At 29.0% G+C, this 23682-nt stretch carries 25 protein-coding genes; 1 reads left to right on the top strand and 24 read right to left on the bottom strand.

Annotation, left to right across the window (positions count from 1 at the left end):
* The first annotated feature begins 42 nt into the window (after positions 1 to 42).
* Positions 43 to 1332 carry a serine hydrolase gene (locus tag ACYQ1T_RS09340; protein ID WP_459834224.1) on the top strand — a complete coding sequence of 430 codons (1290 nt, stop codon included), beginning with the start codon at positions 43 to 45 and terminating at the stop codon, positions 1330 to 1332.
* A 59-nt stretch (positions 1333 to 1391) separates the two neighbouring features.
* Here ACYQ1T_RS09340 and ACYQ1T_RS09335 read toward each other — a convergent pair whose 3' ends face one another.
* The 24 genes from ACYQ1T_RS09335 to ACYQ1T_RS09220 all read right to left on the bottom strand — a co-directional run bounded on the left by ACYQ1T_RS09335 (position 1392) and on the right by ACYQ1T_RS09220 (position 23567).
* Positions 1392 to 2288, bottom strand: coding sequence for an RluA family pseudouridine synthase (locus tag ACYQ1T_RS09335; protein WP_459834222.1), 897 nt, complete (start codon positions 2286 to 2288; stop codon positions 1392 to 1394).
* A 70-nt stretch (positions 2289 to 2358) separates the two neighbouring features.
* Positions 2359 to 3705, bottom strand: a complete 1347-nt coding sequence (locus tag ACYQ1T_RS09330; protein ID WP_459834220.1) for an LCP family protein — start codon at positions 3703 to 3705, stop codon at positions 2359 to 2361.
* Between the two features lie 38 nt (positions 3706 to 3743).
* The gene (gene yqeK / locus ACYQ1T_RS09325) at positions 3744 to 4328 is read right to left on the bottom strand and encodes a bis(5'-nucleosyl)-tetraphosphatase (symmetrical) YqeK (RefSeq protein WP_459834218.1); all 585 of its coding nucleotides are present in this window, start codon (positions 4326 to 4328) and stop codon (positions 3744 to 3746) included.
* A gap of 8 nt (positions 4329 to 4336) precedes the next feature.
* Positions 4337 to 4936: a nicotinate-nucleotide adenylyltransferase gene (gene nadD / locus ACYQ1T_RS09320; protein ID WP_459834216.1), complete on the bottom strand. Its 600-nt coding sequence runs from the start codon at positions 4934 to 4936 to the stop codon at positions 4337 to 4339.
* Positions 4937 to 5242: a ribosome assembly RNA-binding protein YhbY gene (yhbY, locus tag ACYQ1T_RS09315; protein WP_459834214.1), complete on the bottom strand. Its 306-nt coding sequence runs from the start codon at positions 5240 to 5242 to the stop codon at positions 4937 to 4939.
* 11 nt (positions 5243 to 5253) lie between these two features.
* Entirely contained in the window at positions 5254 to 6543 is a 1290-nt protein-coding gene (gene obgE / locus ACYQ1T_RS09310) for a GTPase ObgE (RefSeq protein WP_459834212.1), read from the bottom strand.
* Positions 6544 to 6834: 291 nt separating this feature from the next.
* Complete coding sequence (rpmA, locus tag ACYQ1T_RS09305; RefSeq protein ID WP_459834210.1) at positions 6835 to 7134, bottom strand: 50S ribosomal protein L27; 300 nt, start codon at positions 7132 to 7134, stop codon at positions 6835 to 6837.
* Positions 7128 to 7514 carry a ribosomal-processing cysteine protease Prp gene (locus ACYQ1T_RS09300; RefSeq protein ID WP_459834208.1) on the bottom strand — a complete coding sequence of 129 codons (387 nt, stop codon included), beginning with the start codon at positions 7512 to 7514 and terminating at the stop codon, positions 7128 to 7130. Before ACYQ1T_RS09300 ends, rpmA begins: the two co-directional genes overlap by 7 nt.
* 5 nt (positions 7515 to 7519) lie before the next feature.
* On the bottom strand, positions 7520 to 7831 hold the full coding sequence (gene rplU / locus ACYQ1T_RS09295; RefSeq protein ID WP_459834206.1) for a 50S ribosomal protein L21: 312 nt from the start codon (positions 7829 to 7831) through the stop codon (positions 7520 to 7522).
* Positions 7832 to 7967: 136 nt separating this feature from the next.
* Positions 7968 to 9413: an Rne/Rng family ribonuclease gene (locus tag ACYQ1T_RS09290; RefSeq protein ID WP_459834204.1), complete on the bottom strand. Its 1446-nt coding sequence runs from the start codon at positions 9411 to 9413 to the stop codon at positions 7968 to 7970.
* Between the two features lie 12 nt (positions 9414 to 9425).
* Positions 9426 to 10127, bottom strand: coding sequence for a TIGR03936 family radical SAM-associated protein (locus ACYQ1T_RS09285; RefSeq protein WP_459836505.1), 702 nt, complete (start codon positions 10125 to 10127; stop codon positions 9426 to 9428).
* Positions 10111 to 11964: a TIGR03960 family B12-binding radical SAM protein gene (locus tag ACYQ1T_RS09280; RefSeq protein ID WP_459834202.1), complete on the bottom strand. Its 1854-nt coding sequence runs from the start codon at positions 11962 to 11964 to the stop codon at positions 10111 to 10113. Before ACYQ1T_RS09280 ends, ACYQ1T_RS09285 begins: the two co-directional genes overlap by 17 nt.
* A 95-nt stretch (positions 11965 to 12059) precedes the next feature.
* Complete coding sequence (locus tag ACYQ1T_RS09275; protein ID WP_459834200.1) at positions 12060 to 12917, bottom strand: site-2 protease family protein; 858 nt, start codon at positions 12915 to 12917, stop codon at positions 12060 to 12062.
* A 67-nt stretch (positions 12918 to 12984) separates the two neighbouring features.
* Entirely contained in the window at positions 12985 to 13587 is a 603-nt protein-coding gene (locus tag ACYQ1T_RS09270) for a hypothetical protein (RefSeq protein WP_459834198.1), read from the bottom strand.
* A 110-nt stretch (positions 13588 to 13697) separates the two neighbouring features.
* Positions 13698 to 14825: a rod shape-determining protein RodA gene (rodA, locus tag ACYQ1T_RS09265; RefSeq protein WP_459834196.1), complete on the bottom strand. Its 1128-nt coding sequence runs from the start codon at positions 14823 to 14825 to the stop codon at positions 13698 to 13700.
* 200 nt (positions 14826 to 15025) lie between these two features.
* Positions 15026 to 15292, bottom strand: coding sequence for a cell division topological specificity factor MinE (gene minE / locus ACYQ1T_RS09260; protein WP_459834194.1), 267 nt, complete (start codon positions 15290 to 15292; stop codon positions 15026 to 15028).
* Positions 15293 to 15308: 16 nt separating this feature from the next.
* On the bottom strand, positions 15309 to 16103 hold the full coding sequence (minD, locus tag ACYQ1T_RS09255; protein ID WP_459834192.1) for a septum site-determining protein MinD: 795 nt from the start codon (positions 16101 to 16103) through the stop codon (positions 15309 to 15311).
* 17 nt (positions 16104 to 16120) lie between these two features.
* The gene (minC, locus tag ACYQ1T_RS09250) at positions 16121 to 16765 is read right to left on the bottom strand and encodes a septum site-determining protein MinC (RefSeq protein ID WP_459834191.1); all 645 of its coding nucleotides are present in this window, start codon (positions 16763 to 16765) and stop codon (positions 16121 to 16123) included.
* A gap of 218 nt (positions 16766 to 16983) precedes the next feature.
* Positions 16984 to 19893, bottom strand: a complete 2910-nt coding sequence (locus ACYQ1T_RS09245; RefSeq protein WP_459834190.1) for a penicillin-binding transpeptidase domain-containing protein — start codon at positions 19891 to 19893, stop codon at positions 16984 to 16986.
* Positions 19890 to 20381, bottom strand: coding sequence for a rod shape-determining protein MreD (mreD, locus tag ACYQ1T_RS09240; protein WP_459834188.1), 492 nt, complete (start codon positions 20379 to 20381; stop codon positions 19890 to 19892). The genes ACYQ1T_RS09245 and mreD overlap by 4 nt, the downstream gene beginning before the upstream one ends.
* A 10-nt stretch (positions 20382 to 20391) precedes the next feature.
* Positions 20392 to 21243 carry a rod shape-determining protein MreC gene (gene mreC / locus ACYQ1T_RS09235; protein ID WP_459834186.1) on the bottom strand — a complete coding sequence of 284 codons (852 nt, stop codon included), beginning with the start codon at positions 21241 to 21243 and terminating at the stop codon, positions 20392 to 20394.
* Positions 21243 to 22262, bottom strand: coding sequence for a rod shape-determining protein (locus ACYQ1T_RS09230; protein ID WP_459834184.1), 1020 nt, complete (start codon positions 22260 to 22262; stop codon positions 21243 to 21245). Before ACYQ1T_RS09230 ends, mreC begins: the two co-directional genes overlap by 1 nt.
* 17 nt (positions 22263 to 22279) lie before the next feature.
* Positions 22280 to 22969 carry a RadC family protein gene (gene radC / locus ACYQ1T_RS09225; RefSeq protein ID WP_459834182.1) on the bottom strand — a complete coding sequence of 230 codons (690 nt, stop codon included), beginning with the start codon at positions 22967 to 22969 and terminating at the stop codon, positions 22280 to 22282.
* 31 nt (positions 22970 to 23000) lie between these two features.
* Positions 23001 to 23567, bottom strand: a complete 567-nt coding sequence (locus tag ACYQ1T_RS09220; protein WP_459834180.1) for a Maf-like protein — start codon at positions 23565 to 23567, stop codon at positions 23001 to 23003.
* Positions 23568 to 23682 lie beyond the last annotated feature (115 nt).

Genomic DNA, 23682 nt, shown 5'->3' with positions numbered 1-23682 from the left:
GCTTATTGAGAAAGTTTATTTTTATGTGGGAGATTTATTATTATGAAAAAATTCGTATGGAAATTCTTTTTAGCATTATTTATCATTAGTAATTTATTTACCTTTGATGTTAATGCAACATCAACTGTTAATACAGTTCCAACTGTTGAAGCAGCTGGAGTAGTTTTAATGGATGGAATAACAGGGGAAGTTATCTATTCTAAAAATCCTGATGTACAATATGAGCCAGCCTCAACTACAAAGGTTATGACTGCTCTAGTAACATTAGAACACACAAATTTAAATGATAAGGTTACCATAGGTGAAAAACCTCCATTAGTTGATGGATCTGCTATTGGGTTAGGAAAAGGACAAATTTATACTGTTAGAGAATTACTACTTGGATTACTTTTAGAATCAGGAAATGACTGTGCTGAAGCTTTAGCTGAACATGTTGCTGGCTCTAATGAAGCTTTTGGTAAACTTATGACAAAAAAGGCTAAGGAACTTGGAGCAAAAAATACAGTCTTTAAAAATCCTAGTGGACTGCATGAAAAAGGTCATATAACTACACCTTATGATTTATCACTTATAATGAAAGCTGCTATTAAAAATCCTAATTTTGTAGAACTTTCAAGAACACCTTACTACATATTTGAAAGCAATCCTAACTTTGATGGGACAGAGAAATGGGCAAATAATAAAAATCATCTTTTAAATTCATTTTCACCTTATTATTATGAATATGCATACTCCGGTAAAACAGGATATACTCCTGAAGCAAACCACACCTATACAGCTACTGCTGTTAAAGATGGTCAAGTATTAGTTGCATCATTCTTAAACGCTGTAGATAAGGATAAACACTTTAATAGTATAGCACCGCTTTTTAATTATGGATTTGAAAACTTTGAAACAATTAAATTAATTAGCAAAGATGAAGCTATTTCTGAATACAAAATAAATGATAATATTACTCTACCTTTAGTATCTGATAGTGATGTGTATTATACTAAAAGTAAAAATGAAGAAAGACCTGCTTTTTCTGTAAAATATGATTACTTAGACATTACTAAACAAGCAATATCTAAAGGTGAAGATTTATTTACTGGAAATATCCTTATAAATAATAAAAAATATACTACTGTAGAACTATTAAGTGGTTCTAATAGAGAATTTAATACTAAAATAAGAATTAAAGAAGCAATTGATAAAATTAAAAATAATCCAAAGTCAGTAGCCTTGATAGTTGTAGTATCATTAATTTTATTACTAATTATTTATTTCTTATTAAAATATAAAAACAGAACCAAAAGAATTAAAAGAATTAAAAGAAAATTTAATTTGCACTAAATTTTCTTTAATATAACTAAAAAAGTGATTTTTCAATAATTGGAAAATCACTTTTTTTATTACTTTAGTTTATTTATAAGTTCTTGTATATCAACTGGTAAGTTAGCTTTTAGATTTAACTCTTCCTTTGTTCTAGGAGATTTAAAATCTAATCTATATGCATGCAATGCCTGTCTTTTTATTATTTCACTATCCTCTTCATAACCATACAAAGTATCTCCCCATATAGGATGTCCTAAGGCCTTTAGATGCACTCTTATTTGATGTGTTCTTCCTGTTTCTAAGAGACACTCTACAATATCTCCACCTTTAATACTTTCAACTACTTTATAGTGAGTAATGCTTCTTTGTCCTCTTTCATCAATTACACGGCATAAAGTTCCTTCTATCTCTGGTCTATATATAGGCAAATCTATTGTCCCTTCTTTTTTATCTAAATGGCCATGTACAACAGTTAAATATCTTTTCTCTATATTATTTTCAGTCATTTGTTTAGATAGTTCCATATGTGCATATTGATTTTTAGCAACTATTATTAAGCCTGATGTATCCATATCTAATCTACTTACTAATCTAACAATACATTTTTGGCCTGTTTCTTTAAAGTAGTGTAATAATCCATTTGCTAAAGTTCCTGATTGATATCTTTTTGTTGGATGTACTACCATATTAGGGCTTTTATTTATAACTATAATATCTTCATCTTCATATACAATATCTAAATCCATAGGTTCTGGGGTTATATTTTGACTTTCTTCTTTACATAAGTTTATTTTTACTTCTTCGTTTTCTTTTAAAACATAGTTCATCTTTACTGCTTTTCCATTAACTAATATCCTTTTATCTATTGCAGCACCTTTTATTAATCTAGAAGATAACCCAAGTTCTTCTTTTAAATATTCTCTTATTTTTTTGCCACTATATTCTTTTCCTATAGTACTATTTATAAAACTCATTTTGTCCTCCTATTAATAAAGGTAGAAAACCACTAGATTTTCTACCTTTATTTTTATAGTTTTTATATTACTAGTTTCCAAATAAATTATAATCTTTTCCAAGTATTATAACTGCATCATATCCTTTATACTCATCCATACTTATCTTTTCAAAATTATTTATACCAGTATCACTTTCTAATAAAGATTTTAATTCTTTATTATTAACTTGAATAACACTTTTATCTCTAACTTGAGAGTTTCCTGTTTCAACCATAACATATCCTATTTTATATAAATCTGATTGTAATCCACCAGCTAAACCATTAACTTTAGTTCCGTTTAAAACTGCTATTTTCAAGTTTTCCCTTTTTACATCAGTTAATACTGATCCATTTGACAAATTTGAAGAGTTTAAAGTATTTATTAAATCTTTATTGGACTCTTTATCAACAACTAAATAATCTTGCCCATATATCTTTTCAGATTCACCTTTTACTGTAGTCATTATTATATCTGATTTTTTTAAGCTTAAAACCTTTAAACCTAATCCTAATATCTTTTTAGCAGGCATATTAGTTTCAACATTTTTACTTATAACATCTAATATTTTAGGTACTTTAAAAACTACAGATGGTTTAAGACACTTCTCAATTAGTTTACTCATAAATTGTTGTTGATTTTTAATTCTATCAATATCACCATTTGCTAAACCTGATCCATCATTATTTTTTCTCCATCTAAAGAATTCTTCTGCCTTTTGACCATCCAACAATACAGTTTCTCCAGCTTTAAAGTTTATGTGTAAATTTTGAAGATCATCATCATAGAACATATTTTGATCGATCTGCATTTCTACTCCATCTACTGCATCAACTAAACCTCTAAATGCATTATAGTCTACTTCTACTAAATAATTAATGTTAACTTTTAATATGCTACTTATATGTTTTATTACTTCTTCTTCTCCACCTAAAGCATAAGCCGCATTAATTTTCCAATATCGTTGATAAGATCCATCATCTACATATGCATCAACTTCAATCATAGTATCTCTTGGAACTGACACTATATGAACTTTTTTTGTATTTGGATTATAATTAACAACCATTATTGTGTCTGTTCTTCTAACGGCTTTATTATTTATATTCTCTGTATCACCTATATCCATCCCTAATACAAGAATATTTATGGCTTCATTAGCTCCAGGATCTATTGCATTTCCTAGTGTATTAGTTTTTAATCCGCCTATAAACCTGTATGCATATATAAAGCTTCCAACTATTAAAACTACTATCGTAATAAAAAATGCTAATATCATTCTCTTTATTTTTCTTTTTCGTCTTTTAGCTAAGATTCTTTTTCGTCTTATCTGTTCATCTCTTAAATTTTTCTTTTTCCCACTTGGATTTCCTAATTCCTCTTTATTTTTCCCCATTCTAATTACCTCTATAATTATTTTCTATTAATCGATTATTAGCTACAATTTTGTAACTTATTATTCAATATCATATAATTTCTAGCCTTTATACTATTTATATCTACTAAAAATCCTTTATCTAATAAATATCTAATTGTATGGGTCATTGCCATTAGTATTCCTTTATCTAAATCTTTAAAGACCTCTTCTCTTATTTTATCTACACCAAAGAAATTCCTATTAGGTTCTATCATATCTGCAACATAAATTATCTTATCAAGATTGCTCATGTTTTCTTTTCCTGTAGTATGCCATCTCATTGCACTTAAAATTTCTTCATCTTCTATATTAAAAACTTTCTTTCCTATTATAGGAGAAACTATACTATGCCACAACTCTGGTGTTTGCTCCTCTTCATAAGATAGTTCTATATTATTCTTTTTTATTATATCTTTTAATTGATATATAGTCATATTTTTAGCCACGTCATGGGCTAAAGCTGCTATTTCTGCCTTATTCTCATCTACATTATTAATAACTGCTAACTTTTTAGCAGTTAAAACTACACCTAATGTATGGTTATATCTATTTTCTCGTAAGTTTTCTTTTAAATACTCTTTTATTTTTTCTGCACTCCACATATTAATACCTAACTTTCATATAAGTTATTTTCTTCAATAAATGATAATACCTCTTTGGGTAAAAAGAAACTTACACTTTTCCCATTTTCTATTCTTTTTCTTATCATGGATGAAGAAATTTCTAAATCCATTATATCTAAAAATTCAATAGTTGTGTTATATTTTTCCTCTATTTTAATTTTTTCTTTAGATAATACACTTTCATTATACCCTGGTCTACTAAATACTACTAAATTGCAAAGAGAAAATATTTTTTTTACATTGTTCCATTTTTCTATATCCATTAAGCAATCTGCACCTGTAATAAAATAAATTTGACAATCATCTTTCTTTAGATATTCTAAGGTTTCATGTGTATAGCTTAATCCATTTTTCATTATTTCAAAATCACTAATTTCAAAGCCCTCATAATCTTTAATAGCTTTTTTAACCATTTCATACCTTAGGGAAGCCCTAAGGATATTTTTATTATCCTTATGTGGTGGACTTCCTGCTGGCATAAATATCACCTTATCTAAGCTTAGCTTATCCTTAGCTTCATATGCTATATATAAATGTGCTAAGTGAATAGGATTAAAGGTGCCTCCTATTATTCCAACTTTTTTCATTTATCTATTTTTAGCTACTGGTAATTCTATTTTTGGTTTCTTTGAGGACTTCTTATATAGTACCATTTTACTTCCTATAGCTTGAATACCTTCACACCCTATCTTTTTACATATAAAATCTGATGCTTCTCTAGTTTCTAATCCGCTATTTTCTAAAACCTTTATCTTTATTAATTCTCTTGCTTCTAAAGCCTCTTCTATTTGCTTTATAAACGTGTCTTCTATTCCATTTTTACCTAATTGGAATATTGGATCTAAGTTATTAGCTAATCCTCTTAAATAAGCTCTTTGCTTCCCTGTTAACATCCTTTATCCTCCTATAAAATATACTCAAACTCAAAATCATTAAGTCTAACCATATCTCCGTCTTGTATTCCCATTTCTCTTATTTTATCAAGTACTCCCTTGTTTCTTAAAACTTTATGGAAGTATCTTAATGAATCAGCATCGTGTATATTAACTGAATTTAATAATCTATCAACAAATGATCCTGTAACAACATAAACTTTGTTATCATCTTCCCCATCTTCAATAGAAACTTCATAAGTAAATCTCTTTTCTTCTGGTACAAACATTTCTTCTTCTGGTATTTCAAGTCCTGTAATAGGAATTTCTCCAAGCATTCTACCTGCTTCTTTTATTACATCTTCAACTCCAGACTTAGTTGCAGCTGACATTTTAAATACTGTATTAAATCCTAACTCATTTACTTTTTTCTTAAAGTCTTCAAATACTTCTTCATCATAAAGCATATCAGCCTTATTAGCTACAACTATTTGTGGTCTATCCCATAGCTTAACTGAATACTTTTTAAGTTCTTCATTAATCTTTACAAAATCTTCAAAGGCATCTCTACCCTCTATTCCTGATATATCAACAACATGAATTAATAATCTTGTTCTTTCTATATGTCTTAAGAAATCTAGACCTAAACCAACACCTTCTGCTGCACCTTCTATTATTCCTGGTATATCAGCCATAACAAATGCATTTATTCCTTCAACCTTAACTACTCCTAGGTTTGGCTTTAAAGTTGTAAAATGATAATTTGCTATCTTTGGCTTAGCAGCTGTTACAGTTGATAATAAAGTTGACTTTCCTACATTTGGGAATCCAACTAAACCTACATCAGCAAGTAATTTTAATTCAAGAGTTATCCATCTCTCTTCACCTGGCATACCTGGTTCTGCAAAGTTTGGCGCTTGTCTCGTAGGTGTACAGAATTTACAATTTCCTTTTCCACCTTTTCCACCCTTTGCAAGTACGAATACATCATCCTTATGTGAAAGGTCTGCAATTACTTTATTACTTTCAAAATCTCTAATTATTGTTCCCATTGGAACAGTTATGTAAAGGTCCTCTCCATCTCTTCCATAGCATTTAGATCCTTCACCTTTTCCACCAGCTTCTGCTATGAATTTCTTTTTATATTTAAAATCTAAAAGTGTAGTTAATCCAGTATCAACTCTAAATACTATACTACCACCTTTTCCGCCATCGCCTCCATCTGGACCACCTAGTGGTACATATTTTTCTCTTCTAAATGAAACGCATCCATTACCACCATCTCCTGATTTAACAAATACCTTGGCTCTATCTATAAACATATAATCACCTATCTTTCTATAATTGCTTTAGTTATATAAAGCTATTATCTAATATTATTGCACTATTCTATACGCTTTATTATATCATAAAGAAATAAATTAATTTTACTTAATTGAAAATGGAAAATTGAAAATGGAAAATTTATAATAATATTCTTCTAAGTTATACAATCTTTAAAAATTTTAAATGTAATTTTCAATTTTCAATTTTCCATCTATCTCTTTCCATTTAATAAAGTAATATTACAAAAGAAAGCACCCTATGTTAGGGTGCTTAATGAAAAAATAATATTATTCTGCTATTTCTTCAACATTTACTGGGTAAACGCTAACCTTTTTCTTGTCTCTACCCATTCTTTCAAATCTTACGATTCCATCTTCTTTAGCAAATAGAGTATCATCTCCACCCTTACCTACGTTAGTTCCTGGGTGAATCTTTGTTCCTCTTTGTCTAACTAGAATGTTTCCAGCTAAAACGAACTCTCCGTCAGCAGCTTTAACTCCTAATCTCTTTGATTCTGAGTCTCTACCGTTCTTAGAGCTACCTACCCCTTTTTTGTGAGCAAATAATTGAAGGTTCATTATTAACATATCTTTTGCACCTCCTCTTTCAATAATCTTATATATTCACTGTCTTTGTTTTTTCCAAAACTTACTTTAAGAGACATCATTAAACTTTCTAAACTTTTTTCAAAGGTTAGAAGTAAAACTTGAGCTCTTTCTATCTCTTCTTTATTAAGGTTAAATAGATTTATTTGTAGAAAACCATCTTCTACTTTATACTTTATAGGAAGTTTTAAAACCTCTTCCATACCTATTACAGTACTTTGAGATAATACTGAAACAGAATTGCAAACTAAATCATATACATCTCCAGTTTCTTTTTCTATTTCTCTTCTAGATAAAGCATGACCTTTAATCTTAAATCCAAGAGATAAGTTATTATTCTTGAAGATTGTTACCTTAATCATACTAATTAAGCTTCGATCTTTTCGATTACTAACTTAGTGTATGGTTGTCTGTGTCCAGTCTTCTTTCTGTAGTCCTTCTTAGCCTTGTACTTGAATACTGTTACTTTCTTAGCTTTACCTTGAGAAACAACTTTAGCAACAACCTTAGCTCCTTCTACAACTGGTGCACCAACCTTTAAAGTTTCACCGTTTGAAACAGCTAAAACTTCTGTTAATTCAACTGTTGAGTCAACATCAGCGTTAAGTTTTTCAACGTATATTACGTCTCCTTCTTGAACTCTGTATTGTTTTCCTCCTGTAGTTAATACTGCGTACATTAAAAACACCTCCTCTTATTACGGTCTCGCCAACCGAGGTACAAAATTATAACATTTTGTTTTATAAAAAACCTCTTATGTGCGGTTTAACATCTGCTATTTTACCATATTATTATGTTACTTGTAAAGAATTTTATTAACATTTTTCACAAGCTTCTATTTTTAAATTTTTAAGTATTTCTTTTTGACTATTAAAAATTAACGGTTCTATCTTATATCCTTCTATTCCAAAGCTAAAATCAAGATATATTTCTTTATCTAATCCATTAATATTCTTTAAAAAATTAATTAAATCACCTTTAACTTCTTCTTCGTAATTTTTATCAAGTTCTATGTGAAAAGCAGTTATAGAATTTTCCTCTTTACATTTAATAATATCATTTTTTATTAGACTTTCTATATATGAGCGCTTTAAAACTTCACCATGTCCTTTGCAACGTCTACATGGCTCTTCTAAATATTCATATATAGACTTTCCTCTTCTTTTTCTTGAAATTTGAACTAGATCTAATTCTGTAAATGGGAATATTTTGATATTTCCCTTATCAACTTTAAGAGATTCTTTTAAAGCATCCATAACTAAAGCTTTATGAGAAAAGTCTCTCATATCTATAAAATCAATTACTATAATTCCACTTAAATTTCTTAACCTAATTTGATGACCAATTTCTTTTGCTGCCTCTAAATTAGTTTCTAATATTGTTTTATCGAAGGTTCGTCCCTTAGTATTTTTAGATGAGTTTATATCAATTACATACATAGCCTCTGTTTTATCTATTATTATATTCCCACCACAGTTTAGATTTACTTTATTATGCCTAAGTTTAAGTATTTCCTTTTCTATGCCATAATAATCAAAAACACTTCTACTTTCTTTAAATAAATTTACGCATGATTCTTCTAGTTTTTCTAAGTAGGAATTTACTTCTTTAAAATCCTCTTCATTATCCACAGTAACTTTTATTTTATCCATAGAATTATCCCTTAAAACCTTGGAAAGTATTAAGTTATCCCCATATATTTTTCCTAAAGTCAAACTATAGTTAAGTTTTCTCTTAAGTCTATCCATTTCTAATAGTAAAGAATCTTTTTCTAGTAGTAACTCTTCCTCTGTAGCATTTACAGCATCGGTTCTTATTACTATTTTATATCCATCTATGCTTGTAATTATCTTTGATAATCTATCTATTTCTTCTTTAAGATTAATTCTTTTTGAAAAACTAACTTCTGTTTTTCCTAAAGATAAAACCATAAACCTTCCTGCAATGCTAATATTTTTAGTAAGTTTTGCACCTTTATTTCCTAATGGCTCTTTTAAAACTTCAACTAAAATTTCATCGCCCTTTTTAATTCCTTCTTCTCTTAATTCTCTACTTAAATACATATACCCATCTTTTTCTAATCCTATATCAACAAATATTGAATTTATTGCTGGTATAATATTTCTAACTCTCCCCTTATATATCTCTCCTATTTTAGGTTCTAGCGAGTGCTCTTCTACAAAGCACTCTGCTAACTTTCCATTCTCCTTAATAGCTATCCTTAAAAGAGGTTCTTTTCTTTCAATGAATATCTCTTTCATATATAACACTTCCTAAATACATTTATATAGAGGTACATAATTACTATCTTTTAATAAATACATCTCTTCTCTTTTTATATCTACAAATGCGTCTCCTACTATAGTATCAATTTTACTTTTTATAAAGCTTGCTACTAAATCTGGTGATAGATGTTCTCTACTTCCTGATGCCACTAACAGGTTTAGTATAAGTTCATCATCCTTTACCCAATATTTCATTTCTTTTATAAGTGATCTTAGATTTACTTCTTTTTCACCTTTTTTACTTTTCTTTATTGTATTCCATTCATTTTCTTTTACTAGAGCTTCCATTTTTTCGTTAACATCTTTTGCATCACTGCATAACATTTTAACTGTAAATCTAGCTGCATCTACTAATGCCATTGTTTGAGGAAGTTTCTTTTCCCCCTCTTTGTTTATAACTTTATGTGCACTTAAAAACTTTATTCCTTGTGCAGATTTTGAATTTAATCTATCTATTAATTCTTTTTCATCTAACTCTTCAACTAAAACAGTATCTAAGTATTCTGCATCTGAATATACTCCAACTGAAAGTGGTTGTGCTAATGAAAGTGCCATATGTGGATTAAAACCTTTTGAGTATTGTATTGGCAAATCCGCTCTTCTAATAACCTTTTGTATAGTTCTCATTAAATCTAAGTGTGATATAAATTTTATACTTGTATCTTTAGTAAATTTAATTACATAACGCACCTTCAAAACACTTCCCTTCTTTAAAGTTTACATTTATTCCGCAACCTGTACATCCTTTTCTACAGTTTTGAGTAAGTTCAGCTTTCTTTGCTTTCTCATTTTCCACTTCTAGATATTTTCTATTTACTCCAATATCTATAAAATCCCATGGAAGAACTTCATCATAAGTTCTTTCTCTATATACATAGAATTCTGCATCTAAATTACATTCATTCATAGCTTCAAGCCATAACTCATAATTAAAGTACTCTGACCATCCATCAAATTTAGCACCCTTTTCAAAGGCTTTTATAAGAGCGTCACAAGTTCTTCTATCTCCTCTTGCAAATACAGCTTCCATAAATGAAGTTTTTTGTTCATGATAATTATAGTTAATTGCTCTAGATTTTATAGCACCCTTTACAGCATCTATCTTATCCCAAATTTCTTCTGGTCTAGCCATTGGAGCCCATTGGAATGGTGTAAATGGTTTTGGCACTAGTATAGATGTACTTACAGTAATTTTTAATCCCTTTTGTCTTTTTTCCTTTGGAATACCATAATAAACATCAGCCATCTTTTGAGCAAGATCACCAATGCCTGCTGCATCTTCTATTTCTTCATAAGGTAATCCTAAAATAAAGTATAGTTTAATAGTACTCCAACCTGATTCGAAAGCACTCTTTGTAGCTTCTAATATTCTTTCTTCTGTTAATCCTTTATTTATTATATCTCTCATTCTTTGAGAGCCAGCTTCTGGTGCAAATGTTAGTCCTGTTTTTCTAACCTTTTGTATTTCTTTAATTAAATCTACTGAAAAGGCATCTACTCTAATTGATGGTAATGCAACCCCTACATTTTTAGAGCTATGCTCTAGTATTAAACTACTTACAAGATTTTGTATATCTGAGTAATCACAAATACTTAATGATGCTAGAGATATTTCTTGATATCCTGTAGCTTCTATCATCTTTCTAGCTTGTTCTAATAATGTATCTGTAGTTTTTTCTCTAACTGGTCTATAAATCATACCAGCTTGACAGAATCTACAGCCATTAGTACATCCTCTTGTAGTTTCTAACACTATTCTATCATGTACTATTTCTGAATATGGTACAATCATATCTATTGGAAAATCTACATTATCAAAATTGTTTACAACTCTTTTTTGAATTGTTTTTGGTACATCATCAAACTTCGGTTTAAATTCTTTTATAGTACCATCTTCATTGTAAGTAACATCATATAATGATGGTACATAAATTCCTCTTATTTTTGATATTTCTCTTAAAAATTCTTTTTTCTTTCCCTGTCCTTTATATTTTCTATAAACCTCAAGGACATCATTCATCATTTCTTCCCCTTCTCCAATTTCGAAGAAATCTACAATATCATATAGAGGTTCTGGGTTATATGCACATGGTCCACCAGCCATAACTATAGGTTCATCTTCTCCTCTTTCTGATGCCCTTATAGTTATATTTGCCATATCTAACATATTTAATATATTGGTATAACTCATTTCATATTGAAGAGTAAATCCTAACATATCAAACTCTGTTAATGGATCTTTTGTTTCTAAAGTCATTAAAGGAATTTCATTTTTTCTAAGTTCTGCTTCCATATCTGGCCATGGTGCAAAAACTCTTTCACAATAAGTATCCTTTCTTTGATTTATTGTATGATAAAGTATTCTAGTTCCTAAGTGAGACATCCCCACTTCATATACATCTGGAAAACAGAATGCAAATCTTATGTCAACATCTTTTGGATTTTTAATTACTTGATTTAGTTCTCCACCAACATATCTTGATGGTTTTTCAACCTTATGTAAAATATGATCTGTAATTTTTTTCATTACTTTCCCTCCTAACCAAAAAAGAAGTATATCTCTATACTTCTTTTATATCTTTACTATTCTAGCATAAATGCAGATAAAAAGTAAATGAATTACTAATTCCCATATCTTTCATGCATATATTCCTCTAAGGTTATATTACCATATATTTTCAAGGCTTCTACTAACTCATCTTCATGCATAGTATATAAAAGATTCATGTCATCATCTAGTATATAAAATGTATTAAATTTATTTCTATCAACTAATCCTAAAACATTAACAAGACAATGCTTGTAATAAACAGATAATGATTTATTTTCTATATACTTATTTTTTATTAGTTTATTTCTTTTTTTCACTATGTTTCTCATAGTAATATACATCGTTGTTTTTTGTTCCACTCTTGTAATATATATTATTATTATTCCACCTAAAATCATACTTATATTAACATTATGTAGAAATATAAAAATCCCTAATGATATGAAGAAAAATATTACTGCTATAAAGTAACTTATACCACTAATTATCTTTTGAGCCTTTTTAAATAATATTTTCTTTGAAAGCACTATTTCTAAAACTCTAGCTCCATCTAACGGATATGCTGGTAATAAGTTAAAAATAGCTAAACCAATATTTAAATCCATATTTGTTAATATAATTTCTGAATTTGTATTTTTCCAAATTATAAACATAATACATGCCATTATTATATTAAACATAGCTCCTGATAAATATACAAGTATCCTTTTTCTATCTGTTAGTCCATCTAATTCCAAAAGTTCGGCCTTCATCCCAAAAATATGAACTTCTATGTTATAAAATTTGCATCCAAAAAGTAAAGCCATAACCACATGTGCTAACTCATGCAAAATAACCCAAATAAATGCTAATAAAAACACTTGATTATAACTACATACTAATATTATTAATACTATTTCTGCTAAATATCTTTTCGTCTCTCTTCTCATCTACATCTCCCTAAAAATTACTGCATAATCCCTCCAAATATAAAATTATAATTAAACTATTATTTTTCTAGTCTTTATTTTCAGTATTTAAATCATCTATATTATCTGTATTTCCAATATTATTAAAGCTTTTTACATCTCCTCTAGCAGATTTAATATTTTTTAAAACATCTGTGTATTTATCTTCTAGTCCTTTTAAGGTACCATCTATAACTTCACTATAATCACCTGAAATATTCTTTAAATTATTGAAAAAGTCTTTATATTGGAAATCTGTGCTAACAACCTCCTTACATGTAGCATAAATATCCTTTGCTTCTTTATTAGGAAGTATCTTTAATGAAAATACTAATAAAAATAGTAATGAAGTCCCTATCAATCTAATAATAAACCAGTTAATATACCCCATTTTCTTACTATCATCTTGTCCATTTTGATAACTATTTCTATAGTTGTATCCGTAACTTCCCCTTTGATAATTTTCTCTTTGATAACTTCCCCTTTGATAACTTCCCCCATACTGACTTTTTACAATAGGATAAATATCACTTTCTGTACTATGAAGTGCAGCATTCTCTTGTTTGATCTTTTCCTTACTTTGTTCTCCTCCACCAACTTTACTTTTTAAACTGTTATAGTAATCTCTATATTCCCTACTATAATCGCTCATACACCTCACTCCTATCTCTTAATAATGTAATTATATTTACAGAAATAATTATTTATGACAAAAGTAAAGGAGATATACCATTCTTAATGGCATATCTCCTTTGTTCTTATTTAAAAGTATATTTTCTTTCTTCTCATTCCTATATTTAAAATCAATCCTATAGATAAAACTGTTGTTAATAGAGAGCTTCCTCCATAGCTTATAAGAGGAAGTGTTATTCCTGTAATCGGCATTAACCCAATTGTCATTCCTATATTTTGCCACAATGCAAATAAGAAATATGCTGCTAATCCAATACATATTGCTGAACCAAATTTGTCTTTTGCCGTCCTACCTATTGCTATCATCTTAGAAATTAACATTCCATATAATAATAATAATAATAATGCTCCAACTAATCCCCATTGTTCTCCTAAGCTTGCAAATATAAAATCTGTATGAACTTCCGGAACATATTGAGCAGCATAACCACTTACTTCAGTTTTCCCCTTTTCACCTCTTAAACCAAAGGCTCCGCCACTACCAATACTTATTAAGGATTGTCTAAGTTGATATCCCGCTGCTGAGCTGTCTGCTTCTGGATTTAAAAATGATGTAACTCTTCTTTTTTGATAATCTTGAATTACTCCTGAATTCCAAACCAAAAGTAATACTAAAACTAAAGAAAGTAATCCACCACCAATAATTCTTATATCTAATCCACCTACAAAAAATATACCTACAACTATAAAAAATAACACCATAGTCATTCCCATATCAGGTTGTGTTACTATAAATACAGCTGGTACAATTGCATAAAAGGCCATAGTTAGAAAGTTCTTCCATTCATTCATTGTACCTTCCATCTCATCTAACTGCTTACCTAACATCATAATTGTAGCTATTTTAGCTAACTCTGCTGGCTGAAAGGATAAAGGTCCAAGTCTTATCCATCCTCTAGCACCGTTTATATCAGTTCCAATAAAAATTGTTACAATTAATAGAACAATCGATCCCCAGTAAAATATTGGCGTATATCCTTTTAATAAAGTGTAATCTATAGCAATTATAAAATAAAGCGCAACCATACATATAACAAACCATATTGACTGCCTTTTTAGGAATAGAACACCAAACTCTGCTTTACTTGATAAGTATATATTAATTATTCCAAATATCATTAATGCAACCATTGAAAAAAGCATTGTTTTATCTATTTCTTTTAACTTTTTAAATTCTATCTTAAATTGGGATAGCATATTTCACCTCCAATTTCAATAATTCATTTTTTATTATATCCAAAAAATATTATTTTCTCTATATAAATATAATAAAATTCACTAAACTTAAGAAATTATTAATTTATTCTCTCTATTTATGTAAAATATTTTTGAAGTTGTCTATTATATGTAATGAAGAAAGACTTAGAACCTATATAATTAAGTTCTAAGTCATTACTTTATCTTCCTTTAATATTTTTTATTGGGATATTAGCAACTAACGCTGGACTATTCCCTTCTATAGTTTCAGCCTTACTAACAGCAATTTCAACATCATCTGCTTCAATTTCTATATATTTAGATAATACTCCTAATATCTCTGTTCTTATTTTTTCTAGTGTTTCCTGAGGTAAATCGCCTCTATCATGAATTAATATAAGTTTTAATCTATCTTTAGCAACTTCCTTAGGCGTAGGTTTATTTGAAAACTTCTTAAAAAATTCCACCTCTCATATCCCCCCATTAACGTTTAAATAATTTTTTTAATGATGCAAAGAATCCCTCATTTTCTGATTTTAAATCCATTAAAGGAACTTCTTCTCCTGTTAATCTTTTAGCTATATTTCTAAATGCTTGTCCTGATGTTGATTTATCATCTAAAACTATCGGTTCCCCTTTATTAGTTGAAACAGTTATGTTTTTATCATCAGGAACAACTCCTAATAATTCAATTGAAAGAGTTTCTATGATATCTGGTATATCTAGCATATCTCCTCTTTGAGTCATTTCATAATTTAATCTATTTATTATAACTGAATGGTCATCTAAACCTTTTGAATCTAGTTTTCCTATTACTCTATCTGCATCTCTAACTGAGGTTATTTCTGGATTTACAACAACTACAGCTTTATCAGCTCCAACTACTGAATTTTCAAATCCTTGTTCTATTCCAGCTGGACAATCAATTAATACATAATCAAAATCCTCTTTTAGCTGGTTTATAAGTTTTAGCATATCTTGTGGTCTTATATCATCTTTATCCTTTGTTTGTGCAGTTGGTAAAAGACAAAGATTTTGATATCTTTTATCCTTTATTAAAGCTTGCTTTAATCTACATCTATTTTCAATAACATCAGTTATTGTATATACAATTCTATTTTCAAGTCCCATTAAAACATCTAAATTTCTTAATCCTGTATCTCCATCAACAACTACTACCCTTTTGTTTAAAGCAGCTAATGCTGTACCAATATTTGCTGTAGTTGTTGTTTTACCAACTCCACCTTTTCCTGATGTAATAACTATCGAAATTCCCATTTTATATCCCTCCATTATTAATATATATACTTATTAGGTAAATAAGGCTCTACCACTATCATATCATCTTTGATCTTAGCTAACTCTGGATAAGATGGCTTTCCACCATCATCTGGTGCTATTGTAATTATTTCCGCAATTTGTAGTATTTCAGGTTGCAAGCTAAAAGCTGATATAATAGCCTTTTTATTACCACCAACCCCTGCATGTACTTGTCCCTTTATTCTTCCTAAAACTACAATATTTCCACCGGCATATACTTCTGCACCATTATTTATATCCCCTATTATTACAATATTTCCTGGGTAATTTATTAATTGACCTCCTCTTACTGTTTTCCTTAAAAATTTTGTTTTTCCCTCATATACTCCATTAAAAATTTTGTTTTCTTTTTGTACTTTTTGTTCTCTTTCTTCAAAAACACAATCTTTAATTAATATTTCTTCAAACAATATATCCTTAAGTTTTACTATGTCAACTTCATTTACCTTTTTAAGATCTGCTATTATCTTAAGTGTAGATCCTTTATAAAAAGCTTTTCCTGCTGTTAGCTTCTCTAATAGCAATTCTAGCATTTCATCAAAGTTTGTGAACTTTTCCATATCAATTATAGCATTAATACCTTCCTTGGTACCTCTTATTTGAATTCTATCATCCTTCATTGGCCACCCTCCACCAATTAATTCAAATTCTTATATTTTTTTGAAATTATTTATTGCATATTTATAATTATACCCTGTAATTATAACATTAAACAACAAAAAATAACATATCTAAATAAAAAATCAAAAAAACCTAGATTAATCTCAATATTATTAAATCAATACATTAAAATGAGATTAAACTAGGTTTTTTCTTAATCATATTATTGTTGCTTATTTTATTCTTTTATTGTTGTTTCTTTATTATCCTTTAATGGTGATTCAAGAACATATTTTCTAAAGGATTCTGATTTAGATCCATAATTGGGATCTTTTTTTAATAACTCATCTTTAAAATAAGCTTCATATATAGCTTTATGAATTGTAGCATCTGAACTACCTTTATTACCATCGTAAATAGTGGAAAAAATTGCTATCTTAGGATTATCTAACGGCGCCATACTAATGTAGTTACCATAAGGTCTTCTACCTTGGAAATTATATTGTTCTTCTGTTCCAAAATCGGCAGTACCAGTTTTCCCACCTACCTTTATTGGGAAGTTGGCAAAGCATTGATAAGCAACTCCATTAGCAGGACTTGTATTTACTCTATACATACCGTCCTTAACTGCATTAAGATATTCTTCTGGTATATCTAATTTGTCTACTACTTCAGGCTTAAATTCTTGAATTACTTCACCTGTTGGAGATGTTATCTTATCAACTAATCTAACCTTGTATCTAGTTCCACCACTTCCCAAAGTTGCTACATAATTAGCTAGCTGAACTGGGGTAAATCTATTCATACCTTGCCCTATAGCATCATATACTATTTGAGCTGGTGAAATAATTTCTGTAGCTTTACTTGAAATAGTGTAATCAGCTATAGCTTCTGCAACTACTTCTGCTTGATCATTTATATCTACTTTCTTTCCACTTGAACTTTCTCTGCTTTCAACATTAGCTTTATACTTTGGTGATATATTCATTATTTTTTTTACATCTTCAAGAATATATTGTAAAAAAGTATTTGTATCTTTAACTTGTTCACTTGTACCAACTTTAGATAATGTCTCAGTAATTTTGGATTTTAAAGATATTTTCGCTTCTTTTAGTTCATCAGAATCCTCATCATTTTTAGATATATCAAAAGGAACAAAACTATAGAATCTATATGCTCCTGCTTCTAAATCTGATACTAATGTGTACATAGGTTCTTCAACTATTTGTTTTTTCCAAGATTCAAAGTTATATGTTTGACCAAAATTCTCTTCAATTTCTATTCCTGTTGATGGTTTTTTAGCTTGAGAACTATTTGGATCTACTCCAAGACCAAATTTCCAAACATATTTAGCTAAAGAATCTAAAGATTTTATATTCCCACCATTATTTTTATACATTCTATAGCCTAACTCATAAAAGAAATAGTTAGATGAAACTTCTAATGCTTTTCTTACATCTGTAGGTCCATTTGGAATTCTTTTAAAGTTTTCTAACGTAAGATTGGATAATTCTTCTGTTTTCCAAATCCCTGCTGTATCATTCATTGACTCATATTGAGTTATTACCCCTTCCATTAAACCTGAAATTGCAGATAACGGTTTAAATGTTGAACCAGGTGGTAATAAACCTTGAGTTGCATAATTAAAGAAGTTTCTTGGATAAACGTCGAATCTATCTGTTCTAAGTCCAGTTTCATCATCTTTAGGGAACAGTTCATCTAAACTTCCCCCAGCGTGTGTCTTAGAGATATATTCTTTTCCAAAAGTCTCTAAGTCAGGATTAAAATACTTTTTAGAATCCTCTGGTGAAAGCTTTCCTGGCACTGAAAATAGATTAGGATCATAATCTGGATAACTTACTATAGCTAAAACTCTACCTGTGTTAACTTCTATAGCAACAACAGATCCTCTTGTAGCTCCTGGCTGTCCTTCTTGAGTTCTTATACGTTCTATTGTATCTTTCATGCCTTGTTCCGCTGCATATTGTACATTTTTATCTATAGTTAAATGAACATTATTTCCTGGATAAGAATCTAGTTTAAATAGTTCCTCTGTAACTCTTCCTTTAGAATTAACTTTAACTGTTGAACCACCTTTTACACCTTTTAATTGGTCTTCAAAGGCAGCTTCTATTCCTGCAACACCTATTATATCTGAGGATACTTCATATCCTCTTAATTTATAATTTTCTTCCTTTGAACTATCTATTGGTGATAAATATCCTAAAGAACTCGATGCTAAATTATTATAAGGATAATATCTTATAGGCTCTAAGCTAACATCTATCCCTGGTAAATCATTAAGTTTTTGATAAATTATAAAAGCTGTATCTTTTTTTATATTTGAAGCTATGGTTACTGCTCTATACCCTTTAAAACTTTGCATTTTTATAGAATCCTTTATAACCATATATCTTCTTATTTCACTTGTAGTATATTTTTCTAAAACTAAATTTGTCATATCCTTTGCTGACATATCAATAAAGGATTGTATCTCGTCTTTTGTAAACTTCTTTTCTTCTTCACTAAGATTAGGATCATGTTTAAGAAGTTCATACATATCATATATTTTAACTAATTCATAAAATGTATCTTCAGGAGATATTTTAAGCAATTCTTCATTTATTTTTTCTAACTCTGAATCTGTTAAATCTCCCTTTTTATCTTTGAAAAGTCTTTTTTGTACTGCTTCATTTAATCCTCTATCTCTTTTAAAACGTAATTCAACAGATTTTCTCGTTGCTGGATCATTTGTTTTAAAATCGAAATAAAACTTTCCATTAGAATCAATTTTCAAAAGCAGATCATCTTGTACCTTTTCTCCGTTTTCAGAAAGTATTTTCATAGTAGAATCCATTGTTTCATAAAAATTCTTTTGTGACTCATCTGTTTGAGTGTATGTTAAAACATAAGTTTGTATATTAGTAGCTAAAATATTGCCTTGACTATCATATATTTTACCTCTTGGTGCTTTTTGAGATATAAATCTAGTTGAGCTAATATCAGCTTTTTCTTGATAATCTGCATGTTTATATACTTGAATGTAAACTAATTTGCATATTATAACAGAAAATATAATACCCATTATTATATTTAATACTGTATATCTAGATATTCTTTTTTTCTTTTTTGGTTTATTTACTATCATTTAAACCTCCATGATCTTCTATCATATTCATTATCACAAAGTTTTAAAACAAAATTATACCCTAAAAACATTACTATAGTATTATATATTGTTGATATTAAAGCTTTATCAATGTTAATGCTTTTATTTATAGCTTTGAATATTATAAGTACCATAAATACCTTTAAAACGGATACTATAAGCGATGTTATAACTGGTATAAGTTTCTTATTCTTATATATATTCTCGCCTATAACAGCTGCTAACAAGCATAGTAGCATATTAATTAATGAATTTATTCCAAATCCGTTATAAAAGAAAATATCTTGTAAAACTCCTGATAGTACACCTATAAATACTGCTTCATTCTTTCCTTTTATAATTGAATATGCTATTGCAAAAATAAATAGCAAGCTTGGAAAAGCACCTTTTATAGCTAAAAATGGCATAAGAGAATTATCTAATACTAATAGCAATATTGAAATTAAAACTAAAATCCACTTCTTCATATACTACCTCTTAATTCTCATACTTAATTTCTCTCGTTTCCTTTGGAATAACCACAAAAAGCTCTTCTAACTTATTAAAATCTACATAAGGTTTTACTATGGCACTCTTCATCACCTTAACATCATCAGTTTCTACAGATACAACTTCTCCAATTCTAACTTCCTTCGGATAAATTTTACCAAGACCTGATGTTACTATTACATCCCCTTCTTTTATTGTGGAATTTATCGGAAGATTTGTTACCTGTGTAAGATTATCATTGTTATGGTTTTTATATCCTTTTAAAATTCCTGTTGTTTCTCTTGTGCTATTTACCATTATAGATACAGCTATATTTTCATTTATTAAACTTTCAACTATAGCCCAATTTGATCCAGTAGAAGTTATTTGTCCAACTAATCCTTTATTAGCAACTACAACCATTCCCTTTTTCAAACCATCTTTTTCACCTTTATCTATAGTGTATCCACTTGCAAAGTTTCCTTGACTATATCCAATAATTTCACAGCCTAAAAAATCATAATTATTTTTTGAATCTTTAAAATTTAGAACTTCTCTTAATCTATCATTTTCTTCTTTTAATGTGTTATATTCTAACAATTTGTTCTTTAGTTCTATATTTTCTTCTGTTAAATTCTTATTTTCTTCTTTAATTACAGAAAAGTTTAAAAAGAAATCTAAAGATCCTTTTATTTTATTATTTATTTTATATACAATTTTTTGCAACGGGCTCACCACACTCCCTGCACCACTAGATACAATATCTTTTGTGTCATTATTAATTGTATAAATAATTATGCCGAAAAAGGCAACTGACAGCACTATTATAGTTGCTGCCAGTTTATTTTTTAGAAACCTCATTATTGCCCTCTTTGAGTTTTACTTAATTCATCAAAGTTATCTAGAGCTTTTCCTGCTCCTAATACTACGCAATCAAGTGGTGATTCTGCAATATGAACAGGCATATTTGTTTCGTGGTTAATTAACATATCTAAGCCCTTTAAAAGAGCTCCCCCACCAGCTAACATTATTCCTTTTTCCATTATATCTGCTGCTAATTCAGGCGGTGTTTTTTCTAATGTTGTTTTTATTGATTCGATTATTGCATATACAGGTTCTTTTAATGCATCTCTTATTTGATCTTCTGAAACAGTTACAGTCTTTGGAAGTCCTGTAATCATATCTCTTCCCTTTATATCCATCTCTTTAACTTCTTCATCTATTTTATAAGCTGAACCTAATTCCATTTTAACTTGTTCTGCTGTTCTTTCACCTATCATAAGGTTAAATTCTTTCTTAATATATGCCATTATAGCTTGATCTAATTCGTCACCTGCTACTCTTAATGACTTACTTGTAACAATACCTCCTAAAGATATTATTGCTACTTCAGTTGTACCTCCACCAATATCAACTATCATACTTCCTGTTGGTTCACCTACTGGAAGTCCTGCTCCAATTGCAGCAGCCATTGGTTCTTCCATAAGAACAACATCTCTAGCTCCAGCATATTTAGCTGCTTCTTCAATTGCTCTTCTTTCTACTTCAGTTACTCCTGATGGGTAGCATACTATTATTCTTGGGCTAGTAAATGCACTTTTGCTTGTTACCTTTTCTATTAATTTCTTTAGCATTGTTTGTGCAACATCAAAGTCAGCTATAACACCATCCTTTAATGGTCTAATAGCTACTATATTACCCGGTGTTCTTCCTATCATAAGCTTAGCTTCTGCACCAACAGCTAGAGGCTTTCTTGTTGCACTATTTATTGCTACAACTGAAGGTTCGCTTAAAACGATACCTTTACCTTTTACAAATACAAGTGTATTTGCTGTTCCTAAATCTATTCCCATGTCTTTATTACTACTGAAAAATCCCATTTGAATTCCCCTTTCGCTTATATTATTCCTTTTTCTTTTAAACTTAAAAATCTTTTATTTCCTATTATTATATGGTCTAGTAAATCTATACCTATAATTTTACTACACTCTTTTAATCGTATAGTTATATTAATATCTTCCTTACTTGGAGTAGTATCTCCTGAAGGATGGTTATGACATACTATTATGCTTGCACTATTTCTCTTAATTGCTTCTGAAAATATCTCTCTTGGATGTACAATTGATGTATTTAAACTTCCTTTAAAAATATCTCTCACTCCAATAATATTATTCTTAGTGTCTAACATTATTAGCTTTAAGATTTCTTGATTCAATCCTGACATTTCATTTATAAGAAGTTCTGCAATATCTTTCGGAGAAGATACTTTATAACTTTTTCTTTTAGATCTTAATGTATTAAATCTTTTAAACAGTTCAGTTAAGGCCATTAATTGACTTGCTTTTATATTTTTTATTCCTTTAATGCTAGTCATATCCTTTAAATTACTATTTAATAAACCATCTAATCCTTCTAATTCCGAAAGTATTCTAGTACTTAATGAAATAACATTTTCTCCTCTAGTCCCAGTTCTTAAAATAATAGCTAGTAATTCTGCATTACTTAAAACTTCTGGACCGTTTAACAAAAGTTTTTCTATAGGTCTTTCTTCTTCAGGTATATCACTTATTTTGATATTACTATTCATAAATCTACTCCTTTAATATACCCACCCCTATTTAAATAACCTTTTTAATCATCTTATCGAGAGTATTTAAAGGTAATCCAACCACATTGTAATAGCATCCATTTATGTACTCTACAAAAACACCACCGTATCCTTGTATTCCATATGAACCTGCTTTATCTAGTGGCTCTTTAGTATTTATGTATTTATTTATTTCTTGATCTGTAAGATCAGAAAATTTTACTTCTGTATAAACACATTTCTTTTCCAATTTTGAATTAGTAGTATTTAAAACTACTACTCCAGAGTAAACCCTATGTACTTTTCCACTTAGCAATTTTAATGTCTCAAAAGCATCATTTGAGTCTTTAGGTTTTCCTAATATAACATTATCAAGAACCACTATTGTATCAGCAGCAATTATAATAGCTTCATTTTTTATATTTTCAGCTACATTTAGAGCTTTTCCACTTGCTAATTCCAAAACATAATCTTCTATGTTATCATTAAAACTAACCTTTTCTTCATCGAAATTACTTATGATGATATCAAAATTATCCACTATTCTATGTAATAGTTCTTGTCTTCTTTCAGAGGCTGATGCTAAAATATATTTCAAATTATCACATCCTATTTTATACATATTTTATAGTATTGCCAAAAAGACATTTTTTTACACATAGTCTATATTTCTTATAATTCTAAATATAGAAATATAGACAAAGCCACTTGTC

The organism is Clostridium carnis, from assembly GCF_054657435.1.
This window is presented reverse-complemented; position numbering and strand designations above follow the sequence as displayed.